The sequence below is a fragment of the Pseudomonas sp. NPDC099000 genome (assembly GCF_044759925.1).
Lineage (GTDB): Bacteria > Pseudomonadota > Gammaproteobacteria > Pseudomonadales > Pseudomonadaceae > Aquipseudomonas.
In genome coordinates this window covers 22,103-40,582 of the sequence record NZ_JBIWAF010000012.1, presented here as the reverse complement: position 1 = coordinate 40,582, position 18,480 = coordinate 22,103, and the positions used below count along the sequence as shown (strand labels likewise).

Here is an 18,480-nt window from a genome sequence, read left to right as displayed (position 1 = left end):
AGGCTGAATCGTACTGAGCAAGACCGTTGGTCTGCGCAGCGCTATCGCAACTTGCGATATTTTTGGTCTGTGATTAACTTCCCATAGCAGAATGCGATAAGGATGTTGCATGCATGTCATCACCGAAAAACTAATACGTGAAGCCAAGATCAAATGGCCAATGGCAGCTACTGCACTGGATCATTGGTATCAACTGGCCAAAGGAAGTAAGCCGCCGGATTTTGCGGCGATGAAGGCTCTTTTTCCTGCGATCGACAAGGTGGGTGAATTTCATGTTTTCGATATTGGTGGCAACAAGTTACGACTGATTGCCTACATCAGGTATCGATCTCAGAAGCTATACATCAAGCATGTGCTGGATCACCGCGAATATGACCGCGGAAAATGGAAGGAGGAAAGAGCATGAGTATTCTTATCGAAAGGGCCGCCGAGCATTGGGAGTTCGTCTCGCCGGTGCTGCGTAAGCCAAAAAATGAAGACGACTATGATCTGTTAGCACAGGCGCTGGACGAGTTGCTCGCGATGACTGGCGATGATGAGTACCATCCACTGATGAGCCTGGTGGATATCATCGGTGACTGGATTGAGGAATGGGATCACAAGCATCACCCAATGCCCAAGCCCGCCGGCGTCGACGTGCTCGGCTACATGATGCGCGAACACGGTCTGAACCAGGGCGATCTGCCCGGCGTCGGCACCCAATCGGTGGTGTCCGAGATCCTGAGCGGCAAGCGTCAGCTCAACCTGCGGCAGATCCGCTGGCTGGCTGAGCGCTTCGATGTGTCGGTGGAGACTTTTATCTGATAGCCATCACGACGAACAACTGATCTCCAAATGCTTCCCCCATTCCGGCGGCCGCTCGGCGTAGCTTTCCATCCCCGCTTGCTCGTCAAACGGATTACTCAGCACCGCATGCAGTCGCCGAACCTCTGAATAATCGCCGCTTTCTGCCGCATCGATGGCTTTTTGCGCCAGATAGTTACGCAGGATGTAGAGCGGATTGACTGCATGCATCCGTTTGCGCCGCTGCTCCTGATCAACCTCGCCTTCAAGGGCAACCCGAGCGACATACAGCTCGGCCCAGGCATCGAAGCCTTTGATGTCGACGAAGTCATCACGCAAGCGGGCGAGGGCCAGTTCCGGTGATTCATCCCCCAGGTGGCGGAAGAACAGCGTGTAATCGACGCCGCTGTTCTGCATCAGTTGCAGCAGGTGCTCCAGCAGTTTCTGGTCATCGTCTTCAGCCGTGGTGAGACCGAGGCGGCGGCGCATCAGGTCCAGGTAGTGGGCCTGGTACAGCGGCAAGTACAGGCCAAGGGTTTCGCGCAGGGCGTCGACGCTGATGAACGGCGTCAGTGCCTGAGCGAGGGCGCTGAGGTTCCACTGGCCGATCGGCACCTGGTTGCTGAAGGAATACCGGCCCTGATCATCCGAGTGATTGCAGATGAAATGGGCGTCGAAGTCGTCAAGAAAGGCGAACGGGCCGAAGTCGAAGGTGATGCCCAGGATCGACATGTTGTCGGTGTTCATCACGCCGTGGCAGAAGCCGTAGGCCTGCCATTTGGCGATCAGCTCGGCATTGCGCTCGACGATTTCGCGGAACATCGCCAGATACGGTTCCGGTTGTTCCAGGTACTCGGGGAAATGCATGGCCAGCACGTGCTCGCCGAGTTCTTTCTGCTTCTCGGGGCGTTTGGTGTAGTAGAAATATTCGAAATGCCCGAAGCGCACATGGCTTGGCGCCATGCGCAGGACCATGGCCGCGCGTTCCTGCTTCTCGCGCCACACCGGGGTGTCGGAGCCGATCACGCACAGGGCGCGGGTGGTCGGGATGTTCAGGGCATTCAGCGCTTCGGAGGCGAGAAACTCGCGGATCGACGAGCGCAGTACTGCGCGTCCATCGCCCATGCGCGAAAAGGGTGTCTGGCCGGCACCTTTGAGGTGCAGGTCCCAGTGTTCGCCAGCCTCGTTGTAGACCTCGCCCAACAACAGACCGCGACCATCGCCCAGCTGTGGGTTGTAGGAACCGAACTGATGACCTGAATAGACCATCGCCCTCGGGATCGCGTCGGCCCAGAGCTTATGGCCGCTGAACAGTTCGGCGAACTCAGGGGTTTCGGCCTCGGCAGGGTCGAGATCGAGCAGCGCCATGGCGGCAGGGCTGGCCACCACCAGGCGCGGGTTTTCGATCGGCTCGGGCAGCACGTGGACGGAAAACGTATCGCCCAGGCGGGCGAAACGATTATCGAAGGTCAGTTCGTCGAGGGCTTTCAAGGGCCATCTCCAGCAGAATGTCCGAGCATTCTGCTAGGGATAAGCCGCTTAGTCGAGCGTGGCGGCTGGCGGCTCTTGCAGCGGTTTGCCATCGGGTTTGGCCACAATGGTTTTGGCTTCCGGATCGACGGGCACCATTCTGTATTCCTGGCCCTGGATGTTCTTGAGATAAACCTCCATCTGCCGGAACGAGATGTTGATGTGCTGCTTCTTGAACTCGCGATTGATGAAGCGGTTGACCTCGTCGAGTACCGGGTTACGGTCACCGAGGTCGCGCACGTGCATGCGCAACTCGTGGTCGAGGGTGCTTTCGCCGAAGTTCAGGAAGTACACGTGGGGTTCCGGGTCTTTCAGGACGCGCGGGTTATCGCGCGCGGCTTTGAGCAGCAGCTCTTTCACCAGATCCAGGTCCGAACCGTAGTCGACGCCGAGTTTGAGGGTCACCCGGGTGATGGTGTCGGTCAGGGACCAGTTGATCAGTTGCCCAGTGATGAACGTCTTGTTCGGGACAATGATGTCCTTGCGGTCGAAGTCGGTGATGGTCGTGGCGCGGATACGGATCTTGCTGACCGTACCTGACAGGTTGCCGATGGTGATGGTATCGCCGATCCGCACCGGACGCTCGAACAGAATCATGATGCCGGAAATGAAGTTGGCGAAAATCTCCTGCATCCCGAAACCGAGGCCCACCGACAGCGCCGCCACCAGCCATTGCAACTTGTCCCAGCTCACGCCGAGGGTCGACAGGGTCGAGACGAAGCCGATGCCGGCGATCACGTAGGACAGCAATGTGGTCGTGGCATAAGCACTGCCCTGCGCCAGGTTCAACTTGGACAGCACCAACACTTCCAGCAAACCTGGCAAGTTGCGCGCGAGGGCAAAGGTGATACCGATGATGATCAGCGCGCCGAGCATGTCGCCGATGCTGATCGGCACCATGCTCATGTTGGCGCCGGTCCCGCTGGTGTATTCGTAAAGGGTGATGTTGTCGAGGTACGAGAACACCGAGATCAAATCGGACCAGACCCAGTACAGCGCCGCGATGAAACCGCCCAGCAGTGCCAGACGGATCAGGCGCAGGGACTGTTCGTTGACCTTCTCGATGTCCAGCGTCGGCTCTTCGATCACTGCTTCGCCGTCGCCAGCCTCTTTCGCAGCCTGGCGTTTGGCCAGGGCGCGCTGGTAGGCCAGGCGCCGTGCCGCAACGCTGAGACCACGAACGAAAGTGGCCTCGATCACCAGCCAGAACATCAGCAGGTAAAGGGTGTTGATCAACCGGTCACTGAGCTTCAGCGCGGTGTAGTAGTAGCCGAAGCACACCGCCACAAATAACGCGACGGGCAGGACGGTGAACATGACCCCGACCGCTTTGCGGAACAGCGAAGCGTTCTGGTGCGTCGGGCTGCTGATCAGCAGGCGGCTGAGCAGCCAGGCCATCAAGGCGTAGCAGATCAGCACCACGGGCATGCCCAGTACGTCATCAGCCAGCGTCGAGGGTTGCAGTTCGGCCACCGCCACCACGGCAACCAATGCCATCACCACCAACCCGAGTCGGCGGACCCAGCCCTGAAGGAATTCGACCTGGGGCTTTTCCCAACGGAAATGCAGTTCAGCCACGCCGCCGGGGGCGAGGATCCGGTAAGCGGTGTAGAACACCAGCCAGGCCTGGGCCATTTGCAGCAACGCCGCGCCCATGTTGGCGTTCTGCCCGCGGGCGTCGATCTGCAAGGCCAGGCCGCACAAGGCCAGGCCCAGCGAGACCGGCATTGCCAGCAGGATATTGATCAGGATGGCCTGCGGCGTGTGCCACTGGCTGTCACGCTTGAAGTGGCCGATGTCCTGGTGAACTTTGCTCAGTCGGGCATACAGACTTTTACGCCGCCACAACAGGGCGCCGATCAGCAACACCAGGGGCAGGAACAGCAACGGCCGCTGGATCAGGCCATCACTCAATTCGCTCAGGCTGGAAGCCCACGGCAGCGTGGTGACCTGACGTTGCAGGCGTTCCGGCACGGCGCGCATCCATTCCAGGTCCAGCGGCTTGTTGCTGGGAATCCAGAACATCTGCTCATCGAGGGTCGCCCGCAGGCTTTGCGCGGTGCTGAGCAGCTGTTTCTGATTGAGTTGCAAGGTGATGGATTCGTTGAGCACCGCACTCAGTTCGCGGTTCAGGCGTTCCAGCAGGTCTGCGCGGGTGGTGGCCAGTTCCAGCAGACTTTTTCGCAGCTGTGGGGTGACTTGCTCCGGTGGCTGGGTGGACAACAGGTTGTCGACATAGGTCGCGGGGTTGCTGAGCAATTCCCGCTGCTGGCTCACTTCAAACTGGTAGAGGCGAATATCGGCGATCTGGTCAGCCAGGTCGCGGTCGAGCTTGAGACGTGGCAGGGACTGTTTCTGCTTGTAGAGAATCTTCGACAGCAGCAGGCTGCCCTTGAGTACGTTGATTTGTTCGTCCAGCGCCGAATCGCTTTGGGTCACGTTGTCCAGCTGCTGCTTGGTCTGCAGGTTCTGCTGAGTGACCTCATTGAGGCGGTCAGTGCTTTTGAGCAGGTAGTCCGAGAGCTTCAGGTTGGCCGAACTTTCGGTGGCCAGCAGCGCGCTGCCGCCGGACTTCTGCGCTTCGATGGACTGTTGCGTCACCGTCTCCTGGGACTGGGCCAGACGCTTCTGGTTGATCAGGGTTTGCAGCTCCTGGATTTCCTGATCCAGGCGATCGGATTTTTCGCTCAGCAAGTCGTGCTGGCTGTTACCCAGATCCTGCAATTGGTTGTTACCGGCCAGTTCCTGGCGACGCAACGGAATCAGCGCATTCAATGCCGCGAGCTCGGCATTCAGCAGGTCACGCTGTTCACCGCTCAAGGTCTTGCCGGCGTCTTTGCCGGCCTTGAGGATGTTGTTGATCTGTTGAATGCGTGTCTGGCTGGCGGAAATTTCGGCCTGTGCGCGCTCGGGGCGAGTCTGTGCGGTGATCACCAGGCTGTTGGCATCGGCCAGCGCCTTCTGCAAGTCGCTTTGCTGGGTCGAGCGCTCGGTGAGCATTTGCTCGAGCTGCTGGATCGACTGGTTGGCGTAGCGTTGCGGCACCGGCGGCATTCTGGTGGCTTTGAGCTTGGTCAGCTCACGCTGGTTCTCGATGTTCTGCTTGGGCGCGGTGGCCAACTGCTGCTTGAGTGCGACCAGCTTTTGTTCGTAGTCACGCTGGTTGCCGAGCTGGGTCAGCGTGCTTTGCAGGACGGATTGCAGGGCTTTCTGATCCGCTTCCGGCAGTTTGCGATCGGCGATCTTGTTCAGACTCGCCTGCACGGCTTCGCTGGTCGGCGGTTCGGCCGCTTGCAAGGTACCGACAGAAAGACTCAAGCCCAGTAGGGCCATGATGAAAAAAGTGCGCAGGGTTGACATAGAGACCGATCGAAAACGAGACGAAGAATGGAGTTTAGAGGAACAAGCCCGGGCCGGGGCGACTTCCTTCGGGGAATCTGACGCCCACTTTGCCGATCTTGTTCCCCTCCATGACCGCAACGGTCCAGATGGTGTTGTTCCACTCCACCTGGTCACCGACGACGGGAGCACCGCCGACTTTCTGGGCAATGAAATGGCCCAGGGACATGTCCGGATCGATGCCTTCGACTTTCAACCCGTACAGCGCCGCAACCGCGGCCAGCTGGGCGTCTCCTTCGAGTACGAAGTCGCCGAAGAAGCGCAAATCGAGGCCGCGTTGCGGTGCCTGGCTGAAGAGTTTTCCGAGGGCCGGAAGGTTGTGTTCATGGCCGATAACACACAGTAAATCATCGACTTCGAGCACCGTACTACCCGACGGATGGAGCAGTTGCTGGCCACGAAACAGTGCCGCGATACGCGTGCCTTCGGGCATTTTCAGCTCGCGAAGGGGCGAACCGATGCACCATTTCTCGGCGCCGAGGCGATAAACGAACAGCTCCCACTCGCTGGTGACATGCACCTCGAGTGCTGCGCGCGAGATCGGCGCCGGCTCCGGCGGAACGGTCACTTTCAAAAGCTTCGCCACCCACGGCAGGCTTGTGCCCTGCACCAGCAGCGACACCAGCACGATAAAGAAGGCGAGGTTGAAGTAAAGCTGGGCATTCGGCAGGCCGGCCATCAGCGGGAACACCGCCAGAATGATCGGGACCGCGCCGCGTAAGCCAACCCAGGAAATAAACGCCTTTTCGCGGCCATGGAACGCCTTGAACGGCAGCAGGCCGACCAGCACCGACAGGGGCCGTGCAAACAGAATCATCCACAGCGCCAGACCCAGAGCGGGCAGGGCGATCGGCAGCAGGTCATGCGGCGTCACCAGCAGCCCCAGCACCAGGAACATGCCGATCTGCGCCAGCCAGGCCATGCCGTCGAGCATGTGCAGAATGCCGTGGCGGCTGCGCACCGGACGATTGCCGATCACCAGGCCGCAGAGATAAACCGCCAGGAAGCCGCTGCCGTGCAGGGCGTTAGTCAGGGCGAACACGGCCAGGCCGCCGGCAATCACCAGAATCGGGTAGAGGCCGTTGGCGAGGTTGATCCGGTTGACCAGTTGCAGCATGACCCAGCCACCGCCGAGGCCGATCACGGCACCGATGCCGAACTCACGCACGAAGTGCCCGAGCAGGCTCCAGTGCAGGCCGGTCTGGCCGCTGGCAAGCATGTCGATCAGCGTGACAGTGAGAAACACCGCCATCGGGTCGTTGCTGCCGGATTCGATTTCGAGGCTGGCGGTGACCCGTTCGTTCAGGCCTTTGCCGCCGAGCAGCGAGAACACCGCCGCGGCATCCGTTGAGCCAACGATGGCGCCGATCAGCAAGCCCTGAATCATGTTCAGATTGAACAGCCAGGCGGCGACCATGCCGGTCAGTGCGGTCGTAATCAGTACTCCGACCGTGGCCAGTGACAACGCGGGCCAAAGCGCCACGCGGAAACTCGAGACCCGGGTGCGCAAGCCGCCATCGAGCAGGATCACCGCCAATGCAAGGTTGCCGACCAGATAAGCCGTTGGGTAGTTATCAAAGATAATGCCGCCGCCGTCGACGCCGGCGGCCATGCCCACCGCCAGGATGATCACCAGAATCGGGATGCCGAGGCGGGAGGAAAGTGAACTCACCAGAATGCTCGCACCTACCAGCAACGCGCCGATCAAGAACAGGCTGTTGATGGTCGTCGCATTCAAAGGCAGTACTCCAGAAAGCTGAAAGGCGGGCACAAACTGACCATGCAGTCTGCGTGCCAGCGATTCTAACCTGTTGAAATGTGATGCTGTCAAAAAGCTTTTGCAGCATGGGGGGGATCGTTCCCACGCTTCGCGTGGGAATGCAGCCCGGGACGCTCCGCGTCCCAAAGCGGACGCAGAGCGTCCATTGAGGCGTTCCCACGCGGAGCGTGGGAACGATCCTGTACGGGTTAAAGGCTGAACCGCCCAACCATATTGTTCAGGTCCAGCGCCAATCGCGACAATTCATTGCTCGCCGCGCTCGTCTGATTCGCCCCGGTCGCCGATTGCACCGACAAATCACGAATGTTCACCAGATTGCGATCCACTTCACGGGCGACCTGCGCCTGTTCTTCAGCCGCGCTGGCGATCACCAGGTTGCGTTCGTTGATCTCGACAATGGCGCTGTTGATGGTGTCCAGGGAAAGGCCTGCACCGCGGGCAATGTTCAAGGTCGATTCAGCGCGTTCGGTGCTGTTACGCATCGAGTCCACCGCGTGTTCGGTGCCGCTCTGGATGCTGCCGATCATGCGTTCGATCTCGCTGGTCGACTGCTGAGTGCGGTGTGCCAGTGCACGAACCTCATCCGCCACCACCGCGAAACCACGCCCGGCTTCACCGGCACGCGCCGCTTCGATCGCGGCGTTCAACGCCAGCAGGTTGGTCTGGTCAGCCAGGCCGCGAATCACGTCCAGCACCTTGCCGATGTCACGGGACTCATTGGCCAGATCGCCAATCAAGGTGGCAGTGCTCTGCACATCGGCGCTCATGCGTTCGATGGCGCTGACGGTTTCCTGCACCAGGTCACGACCGTCGCCGGCCGAGGTGGTGGCGTTTTTCGAGGCTTCGGACGTGCTCACGGCGTTGCGCGCGACTTCTTCCACGGCGCTGGTCATTTCATTGACGGCGGTGGCGGCCTGTTCGATTTCGTTGTTCTGCTGGGTCAGGCCACGGGCGCTTTCGTCGGTGACGCTGTTCAGCTCTTCAGCGGCGGACGCCAGTTGCGTGGCCGAGCCCGAAATCCGTTGCAGGGTGTCACGCAACTTGTCCTGCATCTTCGACATGGCCAGCAGCAAGCGGCCGGCTTCGTCTTCACCATCGACATGGATCGGGCGAGTCAGGTTGCCTTCGGCGATTTCTTCGGCAGCGCTCAGGGCGTTGGCGATCGGCTTGGTGATGCTGTTGGTCAGGAGCCAGGCGAACAGCAGGGTCAGGCCGCTGGCAATGACCAGTAAGGTGATCACCAGATTGAGCGAAGTCGAATACTGCTCACCGGCACGGGTGTCGGTGGCTTCAATCTGTTGCGTGTTGATCTCAAGCAGCTTGCCGAGTGCCGAGTTGACTGCCTCTGAATTGGAAAGCAGTTCGCTGTTGAGCATCGTGCGCAGTTCGTCGACCTGATTGTTGCGCGACAGCGTCTTCATCCGGTCTTCGAGTTGGCGGTATTGCCCCAGTAACTGCACGTATTGATCGTACGCGGCGCGCTCTTGCGGGCCGTCGATCAACGGTTCGTAGACCTTCTGAGCGTCGCGGATCTGCTGATTGCGCAGTTCGAACAGCTCAAAGGTTTTCTGCTGCACGTCCGGTTCCCGATTGACCAGCAAACGGTAGGACAGCACTCGCAGGCGCAGGGTCAGTTGAGTAAATTCGTCCAGGCTCTTGATGCTCGGCACGCTCATGGACGCGATGTCTTCGCCGGCGCCGCGAATCTTGCTCATCTGGTTCAAGGCAAACACACCCAGAACCAGCATCAAACCGCCAATCAGGGCGAAACCGAGGAACGCCCGCGGTGCGATATTCATATTACGAAGGGACATGCTGTTTACCAAAGTGAGCGCACCCGTGCGGCGCTGAAGCTGACGTATGAGTGACTTATCGGTCATACGACTAAAGTCTTGAGTGCCTGCGCGTTTTTGTCGCAGACGGGTTCCGGCGACGAAGTGCAGGAACCAGATCCGCCAATCACAGTCTTTAAAGCTCGCGAGGAAGGTCGTCCGCCAGGAAAATCAAGGCCTTGCGCCTGAATAACCCTGGCATCCATGATGACTTTTCTTTATCGTACGCGCCCTTTGAAAAAGCTTGGAAAATCAAAATGTTGGAAGCATCCCTTAGCCAATTGGAACAGCTGGTCAGCGACCTGGTGCAACAGAACCAGACCCTGCTCGCCACCAACCAGACCCTGAGCGCAGAACTGGCCCAGGCCAAGGATGAAAACGAAAGCCTGCAGCTGAACCTGATGGAACAGGAAGAGAAACAAGGCGCCACCGCGGCCCGCATCCAGGCTCTGGTTGAGCGCGTCAGCGCCGGCCCGGTCAGCGCATGAATCACGGCGCCGCAGGGGTAAAAGTCGTCTCGATCCTGGGGGAGGACTATTCGATCAAGGCGCCGGCCGGGGAAGAGCAAACCCTGCTGGACGCCGCGATGATGTTGAAAGCTGCCTTGGCCGACACCAAGAGGAAGTACCCGACGCTGATCGGTGACCGACTCCTGGTGCTGGCTGCGATGAATCTGTGCTCCCAGCAGATAGAAATGCAAAAGCAGCACAAGCAGGAACTCGACCGTTACCAAGAGCAAGTCAGCGCCACGGTTGAAGTGATCTCCAAGACGATCAATCAGGCCTGATCGGCTTTGCGCACAACCAAAGAATAGATTGTCGATTGTGTTGTATACAATCGGCACGGCTGTTGCAGTGTTTCAGCCTCTTATTCTTTGGGGGTGCTCCATGCAGTTCTGGCGACGCAGTATTCAATGGCAGTTGATCCTCAGTATGGGCACCGCCCTGCTGGTCAGCATCCTGATCGTGGTTGGCATTTATACCCTCGTGGTCAACCGTCTCGCCCAGAGCTATCTGGTCGAGCAGGCACTGCCGTCGAGCATCGAAGCGATGCGCAACGACATCGAACGCATCCTCGTCCAACCCCTCACCGCCGCCAAAGACATCGCCAGCAACAGCATGGTGCGCGACTGGCTGGCCGGGGGTGAAAACAGTGCCCAGACAGACGCGTTCGTCCAGTACCTGGAAGGCATCCGCGCCGAACACAAAGCCTTTACCGCGCTGATTGTCGGCACGGCTTCAAACCATTACTTCACTGAAAAAGGCCTGGACCGGACCCTCAGCCGTTCCAATCCCAAGGACGCCTGGTTCTACGCATTCCTCGACAGCAACCAGCCGCGCACCCTCAATATCGACAATGACACCGCGACCGGAGAATTGGCGCTGTTCATCGACCTCAAGGTCGAGCAGGCCGGTAAAGTCGTGGGCGTTGCCGGGCTTGGGTTGAGCATGAAAGAGCTGTCGGAGCTGATCCACAACTTCAACTTCGGTGAGCGCGGCAAGGTCTATCTCGTGCGTTCCGACGGTTTGATCCAGGTTCACCCCGAGGCGCAGTTCAGCGGTAAACGCACATTGTCTGAGCAGATCGGTGCTTCGGCCGCGCAAGCTGTGATGGGCCAAAAAGCCGCCGCTAGCAGCAGTTTCGCTCGTGATGGCGAAGATTTTCTGGCATTGAGCCTGCCCCTGCGCGATTTGGGCTGGACCCTGGTGGCCGAAGTGCCACAGTCGCAGATCTACGCCGAAGCCCGTCGCGCCATGTGGATGAGCAGCGGAATTGGTCTGGCGGTGGCGCTGGTGTGTCTGTTGCTGGTGGTTTTGCTGGCCCGTGGGTTGGTGCGGCCGATCCGACAGGTAACAGCCGCGCTGGTAGACATCGGTAGCGGTGGGGGAGATTTGACCCACCGGTTAGATTCCAGTCGCGCCGATGAGCTGGGTGACCTGGCGCGCGGCTTCAATCGATTCCTCGACAGTCAGCGCGAAATGATTGGCGAAGTGCTGACCACCAGCGAGCGTTTGCGCACGGCGGTCAGCCAAGTGGCGAAGGTGGTCGACAACACCGCCGAGCGCTCCGGTCGTCAGCAGGAAATGACCGACATGGTCGCCACCGCCGTCCACGAAATGGGCCTGACCGTGCAGGAAATCGCCCAGAACGCGGGTAATGCCGCCGTCGCTTCGCAGAACGCCCGCGATGAAGCGATGCAGGCGCGTGAGGTTGTGGGTGGTTCGATTCGGCATATAGAAAGCATGTCCGATGAAATCGGCATCGCCGCCGGTGCAGTGGGTGAATTGGCCAACCAAGTCGCGTCCATCGATCAGGTGCTGGCAGTGATTCGCGGGATCTCCGAGCAGACCAATTTACTGGCACTGAACGCAGCCATCGAAGCCGCACGGGCCGGAGACATGGGGCGTGGGTTTGCGGTGGTGGCGGATGAAGTGCGCACGTTGGCGCGGCGCACCCAGACGTCGACTGACGAGATCCAGCAGATGATCGGCAGCCTCAAACAGGGCGCGGAGAATGCCGTTTCATCCATGCATTCCGGGCAGGCAGCGACGGGCACCGGCGTCGAGTCGAGCCAGCGCACCGGCGCATCGTTGACGGCGATTACCGGACAGGTCGAGCGCATCAGCGACATGAACCATCAGGTGGCCACGGCGACGGAAGAGCAGTCGGCGGTGACGGAAGAGATCAATCGGAACGTGCAGGGGATTTCAGATCTGGCCCGCGCCACCGCCGGAGAAGTCAGGGCTTGTCGTGAGGATTGTCAGACGTTGCAGCGGTTGGCGGATGATTTGGCGCGGCAGATGGGTAGCTTTCGGTTGAAATGATCGTTCCCACGCTCCGCGTGGGAATGCAGCCCGGGACGCTTCGCGTCCCTTCACAATCGTGACGCAGAGCGTCACAGGAGGCATTCCCACGCAGAGCGTGGGAACGATCAGTGTGAGGGGATCAAAACCATTCATCCTGCATCGTCAAACACACATCATCCCGAGCCTCAAGAATCGCCAGCTCATGGTGGCAACCCGGCACTTCCCATGTCAGGAAATACCGCGCCGCCTGCAGCTTGCCCTTATAGAAGCTCACATCCGCCGCATCCCCTTTGGCCAAGCCTTCCTCTGCGCGAATCGCCTGTTCCAGCCAGCGCCAGCCGATCACCGTGTGCCCGAACACCTTCAGGTACAGCGCCGAGTTCGCCAGGCTGCTATTGACCTTGCCTTGGCCCAGATCTGTCAGCAAACCGATGGTGACCGTTTGCAGACGTGAAACCAGTTTTTCCAAAGGCTCACGCAACGCGGTCAACGACTCATACGCTTGCGCCCGTTCGGCGGTGTTGGCAATCAAGCGGATCAACTGCTTGAGCCCCGCACCACCGTTCTGTGCCAGTTTGCGGCCCAGCAAATCCAGCGACTGAATGCCGTGGGTGCCTTCGTGGATCGGGTTCAAACGGTTGTCGCGGTAATACTGCTCCACCGGGTATTCGCGGGTGTAGCCATGGCCGCCGAGAATCTGGATCGCCAGTTCATTGGCCTTCAGGCAGAACTCCGACGGCCAGGATTTGACGATCGGCGTCAGCAAATCCAACAGCTCATGAGCCTGCTTGCGTTGATCTTCAGTCTCCAGCGTGGTGGTGTCATCGAACAGACGCGCCGCGTACAACCCAAGGTCGAACGAGCCTTCGACGTAGGCTTTCTGCGTCAGCAGCATGCGCTTGACGTCGGCGTGCTGAATGATCGCCACCGGTGCGGTGTTTGGGTCTTTGCTGTCTGGCACCCGGCCTTGTGGGCGCTCGCGGGCGTACTCCAGGGAATACAGATACCCGGCGTAACCGAGCATCACCGCGCCCATGCCGACACCGATCCGTGCCTCGTTCATCATCTGGAACATGTAGCTCAAACCGTGGTGCGGCTTGCCCACCAGGTAGCCGACACACTCACCGTTATCGCCGAAGTTCAGCGCGGTGGACGTAGTGCCGCGCCAGCCCATCTTGTGGAACAGCCCGGCCAGCAGCACGTCGTTGCGCTTGCCGAGGCTACCGTCATCGTTGACCAGGAATTTGGGCACGATAAACAGCGAAATGCCCTTCACCCCGGCCGGTGCATCCGGCAACTTGGCCAGCACCATGTGCACGATGTTTTCCGACAGCGGGTGATCGCCACCGGAGATGAAAATCTTGTTGCCCTTGAGTCGATACGTGCCGTCAGACGCAGGCTCTGCGCGGGTACGAATATCCGACAGTGACGAGCCGGCATGCGGTTCGGTCAGGGCCATGGTGCCGAAGAAGCGGCCGTCGATCATCGGTTGCAGGAAGCGTTGCTTCTGCTCATCGGTGCCGAAACTTTCAATCAGGTTAGCCGCGCCCATGGTCAGGAACGGGTACGAGGTCGATGCCGCGTTGGCCGACTGGAAGTGCGCGAAACAGGCCTGGGACAACAGTGTAGGAAGTTGCATGCCGCCGGCGTCGAAACTGCGCGCGGCGTTGAGGAAACCGGCTTCGAGGAAGGCGTCAACCGCTGGTTTCACTTCCGGAATCAGAATCGCCTGACCGTCCTCATAGCGCGGCTCGTTCTCGTCGCCCTTGCGGTTGTGCGGGGCGAAGAATTTCTCGGCGATGCTGCGGGCGGTGCCGATGGCGGCATCGAAGGTCTCGCGATTGTGCTCGGCGAAACGCTCACGCTGGGTCAGACCTTCGGCATCGAGGACTTCGTACAGCTCGAAAGCCAGATTGCGGGAACTGAGCAACGTCTCGGACATGGCGGCCTACCTGAAATTGGGGTTGGACCGAGTTTAAGACGGAGGAATAGAAGCTGGATACGATGATTGATGGGAGTGATGGAGGGGTGGGGGCAACACTAATCAAATGTAGGAGTGAGCCTGCTCGCGATGGCGGTGGCACAGTCAAAATGGATGTGACTGAAAGGCCGTTATCGCGAGCAGGCTCACTCCTACAAGGGATTTGATTGCCAGGCAACCATTGCGGTTGCCTGGCTTACAGCGTGTTAGCCGATCGTCATCAAGCTGGCATTACCACCCGCCGCAGCGGTGTTGACGCTCAACGCCCGCTCAATCACCAGACGCTCCAGCGCAATGCTGGTCTCGCCTCGCGACAATCCATGAACCCCGACAATCGCACCCGCTCGCTTGGCCACTTGCTGGCACACCGCACGCAGCTGGTCGGAATGGCCATGATGCAGAACCGCATCAAACACCACTTCGTCCTTGCCCCAGTCGGCAACCAGTTTGATCTTCGCCTGAATCTCCTTCGGCAGACGTGCGAACAGTGCCTTGGTCAATTCAGCTTCCGGCCACACCGCCGAACCGCCGACAGCCAATACCGCCGCCAGTTGAGCCAGCAGGTCGCCTTCGACTTCCGCCAGGCACAGCACGTGTTCACGCGGCAGGATGGCGTAGCTGTTGCGCTCGCCGGTCGGGCCTGCGAGAACGCGGGTGATGCCGCTTTGCGATTGCTCCGCGAACTGCCCACACAGGGCGCTCAAGTCGCTGAACTTATTGCTGTCGGCCCAGGCTTTCAGGGCGTTCAGCGGTTTGCTCATGGCATCACGCAGACGAACGTCCGGTGCAACGACCGCGTCACCGCGAGCGAAGGATTGTTCGATTGCATCGGTAGGACGCGTCGACAGCAGACGGTACAGGTACAGCGGACCACCGGCCTTCGGACCAGTACCCGACAGGCCTTCGCCGCCGAACGGCTGCACGCCAACCACGGCACCCACTATGTTGCGGTTCACATAGACGTTACCGGCGTTGACGTTGTCGATCACCTTGGCGATGGTCTCGTCGATCCGGGTGTGAACACCCAGCGTCAGGCCGTAACCTGAAGCGTTGATCTGACCGATCAGCAGGTCGATGTCTTTGCGCTTGTAGCGAACCACGTGCAGCACCGGACCAAAGATCTCACGTTGCAGCTCGTCGAAGCTTTCCAGTTCGATCAGCGTCGGCATCACGAAGGTGCCGCGTTTGACTTCTTCGCTGTTGGCGATGGCGACCTGGTACACGTTGCGACCTTTGTCGCGCATGGCCTGGATGTGTTTCTCGATGCTTGCCTTGGCTTCGGCGTCGATCACCGGGCCGATGTCTACGCACAGGCGCTCCGGGTTACCGAGACGGCATTCAGCCATGGCGCCCTTGAGCATTTCGATGACACGGTCAGCGGAATCTTCCTGCAAGCACAGCACTCGCAGTGCCGAGCAACGTTGACCGGCGCTGTCGAAGGCCGACGACACCACATCGATCACAACCTGTTCGGTCAGTGCCGAGGAGTCGACGATCATCGCGTTCTGGCCACCGGTTTCGGCGATCAGCGGGATCGGACGACCCTGTGCATCCAGGCGACCGGCGACGTTGCGTTGCAGCAAGCGAGCGACTTCGGTGGAGCCGGTGAACATCACGCCTTTGACCCGATCGTCACCGACCAGACGGGCGCCAACGGTTTCGCCACGGCCAGGCAGCAATTGCAGCACGCCTTCCGGAATCCCGGCTTCGATCATCAAGCGTACGGCTTGAGCAGCGATCAGCGGGGTTTGTTCCGCAGGCTTGGCCAGTACCGGGTTACCGGCAGCCAATGCTGCAGCGACTTGACCACTGAAGATGGCCAGGGGGAAGTTCCACGGGCTGATGCACACCACCGGACCCAATGGGCGGTGGGCGTCGTTGGTGAAATCGTTGCGCGCCTGCACTGCGTAATAACGCAGGAAGTCCACGGCTTCGCGCACTTCGGCGATGGCGTTGGCGAAGGTCTTGCCGGCTTCGCGAGCCAACAGGCCCATCAGTGGTTGGATCTCGCCTTCCATCAAATCAGCGGCACGTTCCAGAATCGCAGCGCGTTCGGCCGGCGGGGTGGCCTGCCAGATCGGTGCAGCGTTCAGGGCGCACTGGATCGCGTTGTCGACGTCCTCGACGGTCGCTTCCTGCACATGGCCGACCACGTCACGCAGATCGGACGGGTTGAGTACTGGCGCAGGCGTTTCGGAGCTGGACGCGCAACCGAGCATCGGCGCGGCTTTCCAGTGGTTGTGAGCGGTGGCCAGCAAAGCGCAGGACAGCGAAGCCAGACGATGTTCGTTGGCCATGTCGATGCCGCTGGAGTTGGCGCGCTCGGCACCATAAAGATCTCGCGGCAGCGGGATACGCGGGTGCGGCAGGCCGAAGCCGCCTTCCAGCGTCGCCATCTGCTCGATGCTGGCCACTGGATCGGCCACCAGCTCCTGAATCGAAATGGATTGGTCGGCGATACGGTTGACGAACGAAGTGTTCGCGCCGTTTTCCAGCAGACGACGGACCAGGTACGCCAACAATGTTTCGTGAGTGCCGACCGGTGCGTACACGCGGCACGGACGGTTCAACTTGCCTTCGGAAACTTTGCCTACAACCTGTTCGTACAGCGGTTCACCCATGCCGTGCAGGCACTGGAACTCGTACTGGCCGGGGTAATAGTTCTGACCGGCGATGTGGTAAATGGCCGACAGAGTGTGGGCGTTGTGTGTGGCGAACTGCGGGTAGATGACTTCCGGCACCGAGAGCAGTTTGCGGGCGCAGGCGATGTAGGAAACGTCGGTGTACACCTTGCGGGTGTAGACCGGATAGCCTTCCAGGCCTTCGACCTGGGCGCGCTTGATTTCGCTGTCCCAGTAGGCGCCTTTTACCAGGCGGATCATCAGACGATGACGGCTGCGACGAGCCAGGTCGATCACGTAGTCGATCACATACGGGCAACGCTTTTGATAAGCCTGGATCACGAAACCGATGCCGTTCCAGCCGGTCAATTGCGGCTCGAAGCACAGGCGCTCCAGCAGATCCAGCGACAACTCGAGGCGGTCGGCTTCTTCGGCGTCGATGTTCAGGCCGATGTCGTATTGCTTGGCCAACAGGGTCAGCGACAGCAGGCGCGGGTACAGCTCGTCCATCACGCGCTCGTACTGGGCGCGGCTGTAACGCGGGTGCAGGGCTGACAGCTTGATGGAAATGCCCGGGCCTTCATAAATCCCACGACCGTGGGACGCTTTGCCGATCGAGTGGATGGCTTGTTCGTACGAGGCCAGGTATTTCTGGGCATCGTGCTCGGTGAGTGCGGCTTCACCCAGCATGTCGTAGGAATAGCGGAAACCTTTGGCTTCGAACTTGCTGGCGTTGGCCAAGGCTTCGGCGATGGTTTCGCCAGTCACGAACTGCTCGCCCATCAGGCGCATGGCCATGTCGACGCCCTTGCGGATCATCGGCTCGCCGCTCTTGCCGATGATGCGGCTCAAGGAGGAAGTCAGGCCCGCTTCGTTATGGGTGGCGACCAGTTTGCCGGTCAGCAACAAGCCCCAGGTCGCGGCGTTGACGAACAGCGACGGGCTGTTGCCCAAGTGCGGGTGCCAGTTGCCGGTGCTGATCTTGTCGCGGATCAGTGCGTCACGAGTGCCTTTGTCCGGGATGCGCAGCAGCGCTTCGGCCAGGCACATCAGCGCTACGCCTTCCTGGGACGACAGGGAAAATTCCTGCAGCAGGCCCTGGACAATTCCGGCACGGCCGCCGGCGCTCTTCTGATTGCGCAGTTTTTCGGCAATCGAGGAGGCGAGCTTGTTGGTCGCTTCGGCCATCGCCGCCGGCAGACGCGCCTGTTCGATCAGCATCGGCACCACTTCGGGTTCCGGGCGACGGTAGGCGGCGGTGATCGAGGCGCGCAGCACCGATTGCGGCAGGATGCTTTCGGCGAACTCGAGGAAACACTGGTGGGCGTGATCCAGAGGCGCGTCGACGGCTTCGTCGGAATCCTTGGTCAAACCGCTCAGCTCGGTCAGGGTTGCACCACCCTCGAGTTTTTCCAGGTAATTGAAAATTGCCTGCTTGATCAGCCAGTGCGGCGTGCGATCAATCGAGGTCGCGGCCGCCTTGAGGCGCTCGCGGGTCGGGTCGTCAAGTTTGACCCCAAGGGTGGTGGTAGCCATATTTTTATCCTCATGTTTGCCACGACCGCGTGGCATCAGCTGGCCGCAAGATTAGCTGGGCAACCTTTGAGGTGCAACCGGGTGCAACCCTTTTTTTGTCGGAATAATAAGCAGCTCGTCAGGAAATAAATTCCGGAACGAACGTACCGCGCCGGCTTGGTGCTTTTCATTCTAGTAAACCGTCAGGACTGCCCTAAAAGGGAGCAAAAAC

The 18,480-nt window shown here is 60.0% G+C and carries 11 protein-coding genes and 1 pseudogene; 6 read left to right on the top strand and 6 right to left on the bottom strand.

Features of this window, described 5'->3' with window-relative positions:
* The first annotated feature begins 109 nt into the window (after positions 1–109).
* Positions 110–406: a type II toxin-antitoxin system HigB family toxin gene (locus ACIQV9_RS16060; RefSeq protein WP_403103159.1), complete on the top strand. Its 297-nt coding sequence runs from the start codon at positions 110–112 to the stop codon at positions 404–406.
* Positions 403–804 (top strand): type II toxin-antitoxin system HigA family antitoxin, encoded by a 402-nt coding sequence (locus ACIQV9_RS16055; RefSeq protein WP_403103156.1) that lies wholly within the window; start codon positions 403–405, stop codon positions 802–804. The genes ACIQV9_RS16060 and ACIQV9_RS16055 overlap by 4 nt, the downstream gene beginning before the upstream one ends.
* A gap of 6 nt (positions 805–810) precedes the next feature.
* Here the strand turns inward: ACIQV9_RS16055 and selO are convergent, their stop codons facing one another.
* From selO to ACIQV9_RS16035, 4 genes are all read right to left on the bottom strand, one after another.
* Positions 811–2,274, bottom strand: a complete 1,464-nt coding sequence (gene selO, locus ACIQV9_RS16050) for a protein adenylyltransferase SelO (RefSeq protein WP_403103153.1) — start codon at positions 2,272–2,274, stop codon at positions 811–813.
* A gap of 48 nt (positions 2,275–2,322) precedes the next feature.
* A complete protein-coding gene (gene mscK, locus ACIQV9_RS16045; protein ID WP_403103150.1) occupies positions 2,323–5,673 on the bottom strand; it encodes a mechanosensitive channel MscK in 3,351 nt (1,116 codons plus the stop codon).
* Between the two features lie 34 nt (positions 5,674–5,707).
* Entirely contained in the window at positions 5,708–7,450 is a 1,743-nt protein-coding gene (locus tag ACIQV9_RS16040) for a potassium/proton antiporter (RefSeq protein WP_403103147.1), read from the bottom strand.
* A 230-nt stretch (positions 7,451–7,680) separates the two neighbouring features.
* The gene (locus ACIQV9_RS16035; protein WP_403103144.1) at positions 7,681–9,306 is read right to left on the bottom strand and encodes a methyl-accepting chemotaxis protein; all 1,626 of its coding nucleotides are present in this window, start codon (positions 9,304–9,306) and stop codon (positions 7,681–7,683) included.
* A gap of 275 nt (positions 9,307–9,581) precedes the next feature.
* Here ACIQV9_RS16035 and ACIQV9_RS16030 point away from each other — a divergent pair, with 275 nt between their 5' ends.
* The 4 genes and pseudogenes from ACIQV9_RS16030 (at position 9,582) to ACIQV9_RS16015 (ending at position 12,149) form a co-directional block, all read left to right on the top strand.
* Entirely contained in the window at positions 9,582–9,812 is a 231-nt protein-coding gene (locus ACIQV9_RS16030) for a hypothetical protein (RefSeq protein WP_094469479.1), read from the top strand.
* Positions 9,809–10,111 carry a cell division protein ZapA gene (locus ACIQV9_RS16025; protein ID WP_010464343.1) on the top strand — a complete coding sequence of 101 codons (303 nt, stop codon included), beginning with the start codon at positions 9,809–9,811 and terminating at the stop codon, positions 10,109–10,111. Before ACIQV9_RS16030 ends, ACIQV9_RS16025 begins: the two co-directional genes overlap by 4 nt.
* A gap of 100 nt (positions 10,112–10,211) precedes the next feature.
* Positions 10,212–11,285: pseudogene (locus ACIQV9_RS16020) on the top strand (cache domain-containing protein); the annotation flags it as partial.
* A gap of 18 nt (positions 11,286–11,303) precedes the next feature.
* A complete protein-coding gene (locus tag ACIQV9_RS16015) occupies positions 11,304–12,149 on the top strand; it encodes a methyl-accepting chemotaxis protein (protein ID WP_403103378.1) in 846 nt (281 codons plus the stop codon).
* Between the two features lie 121 nt (positions 12,150–12,270).
* Here ACIQV9_RS16015 and ACIQV9_RS16010 read toward each other — a convergent pair whose 3' ends face one another.
* Both ACIQV9_RS16010 and putA read right to left on the bottom strand, forming a co-directional pair.
* Positions 12,271–14,073, bottom strand: coding sequence for an acyl-CoA dehydrogenase (locus tag ACIQV9_RS16010; protein WP_403103140.1), 1,803 nt, complete (start codon positions 14,071–14,073; stop codon positions 12,271–12,273).
* A 245-nt stretch (positions 14,074–14,318) separates the two neighbouring features.
* Positions 14,319–18,269: a trifunctional transcriptional regulator/proline dehydrogenase/L-glutamate gamma-semialdehyde dehydrogenase gene (gene putA, locus ACIQV9_RS16005; RefSeq protein ID WP_403103136.1), complete on the bottom strand. Its 3,951-nt coding sequence runs from the start codon at positions 18,267–18,269 to the stop codon at positions 14,319–14,321.
* Between the last annotated feature and the right edge of the window lie 211 nt (positions 18,270–18,480).

What these genes read in the sequence shown, in the direction of transcription:
- ACIQV9_RS16060 (WP_403103159.1), top strand. Translation starts at nt 110, where the DNA reads ATGCATGTCATCACCGAAAAACTAATACGTGAAGCCAAGATCAAATGG.
- ACIQV9_RS16055 (WP_403103156.1), top strand. Translation starts at nt 403, where the DNA reads ATGAGTATTCTTATCGAAAGGGCCGCCGAGCATTGGGAGTTCGTCTCG.
- mscK (WP_403103150.1), bottom strand. Translation starts at nt 5,673, where the DNA reads ATGTCAACCCTGCGCACTTTTTTCATCATGGCCCTACTGGGCTTGAGT.
- ACIQV9_RS16035 (WP_403103144.1), bottom strand. Translation starts at nt 9,306, where the DNA reads ATGTCCCTTCGTAATATGAATATCGCACCGCGGGCGTTCCTCGGTTTC.
- ACIQV9_RS16030 (WP_094469479.1), top strand. Translation starts at nt 9,582, where the DNA reads ATGTTGGAAGCATCCCTTAGCCAATTGGAACAGCTGGTCAGCGACCTG.
- ACIQV9_RS16025 (WP_010464343.1), top strand. Translation starts at nt 9,809, where the DNA reads ATGAATCACGGCGCCGCAGGGGTAAAAGTCGTCTCGATCCTGGGGGAG.
- ACIQV9_RS16015 (WP_403103378.1), top strand. Translation starts at nt 11,304, where the DNA reads ATGATTGGCGAAGTGCTGACCACCAGCGAGCGTTTGCGCACGGCGGTC.
- ACIQV9_RS16010 (WP_403103140.1), bottom strand. Translation starts at nt 14,073, where the DNA reads ATGTCCGAGACGTTGCTCAGTTCCCGCAATCTGGCTTTCGAGCTGTAC.
- putA (WP_403103136.1), bottom strand. Translation starts at nt 18,269, where the DNA reads ATGGCTACCACCACCCTTGGGGTCAAACTTGACGACCCGACCCGCGAG.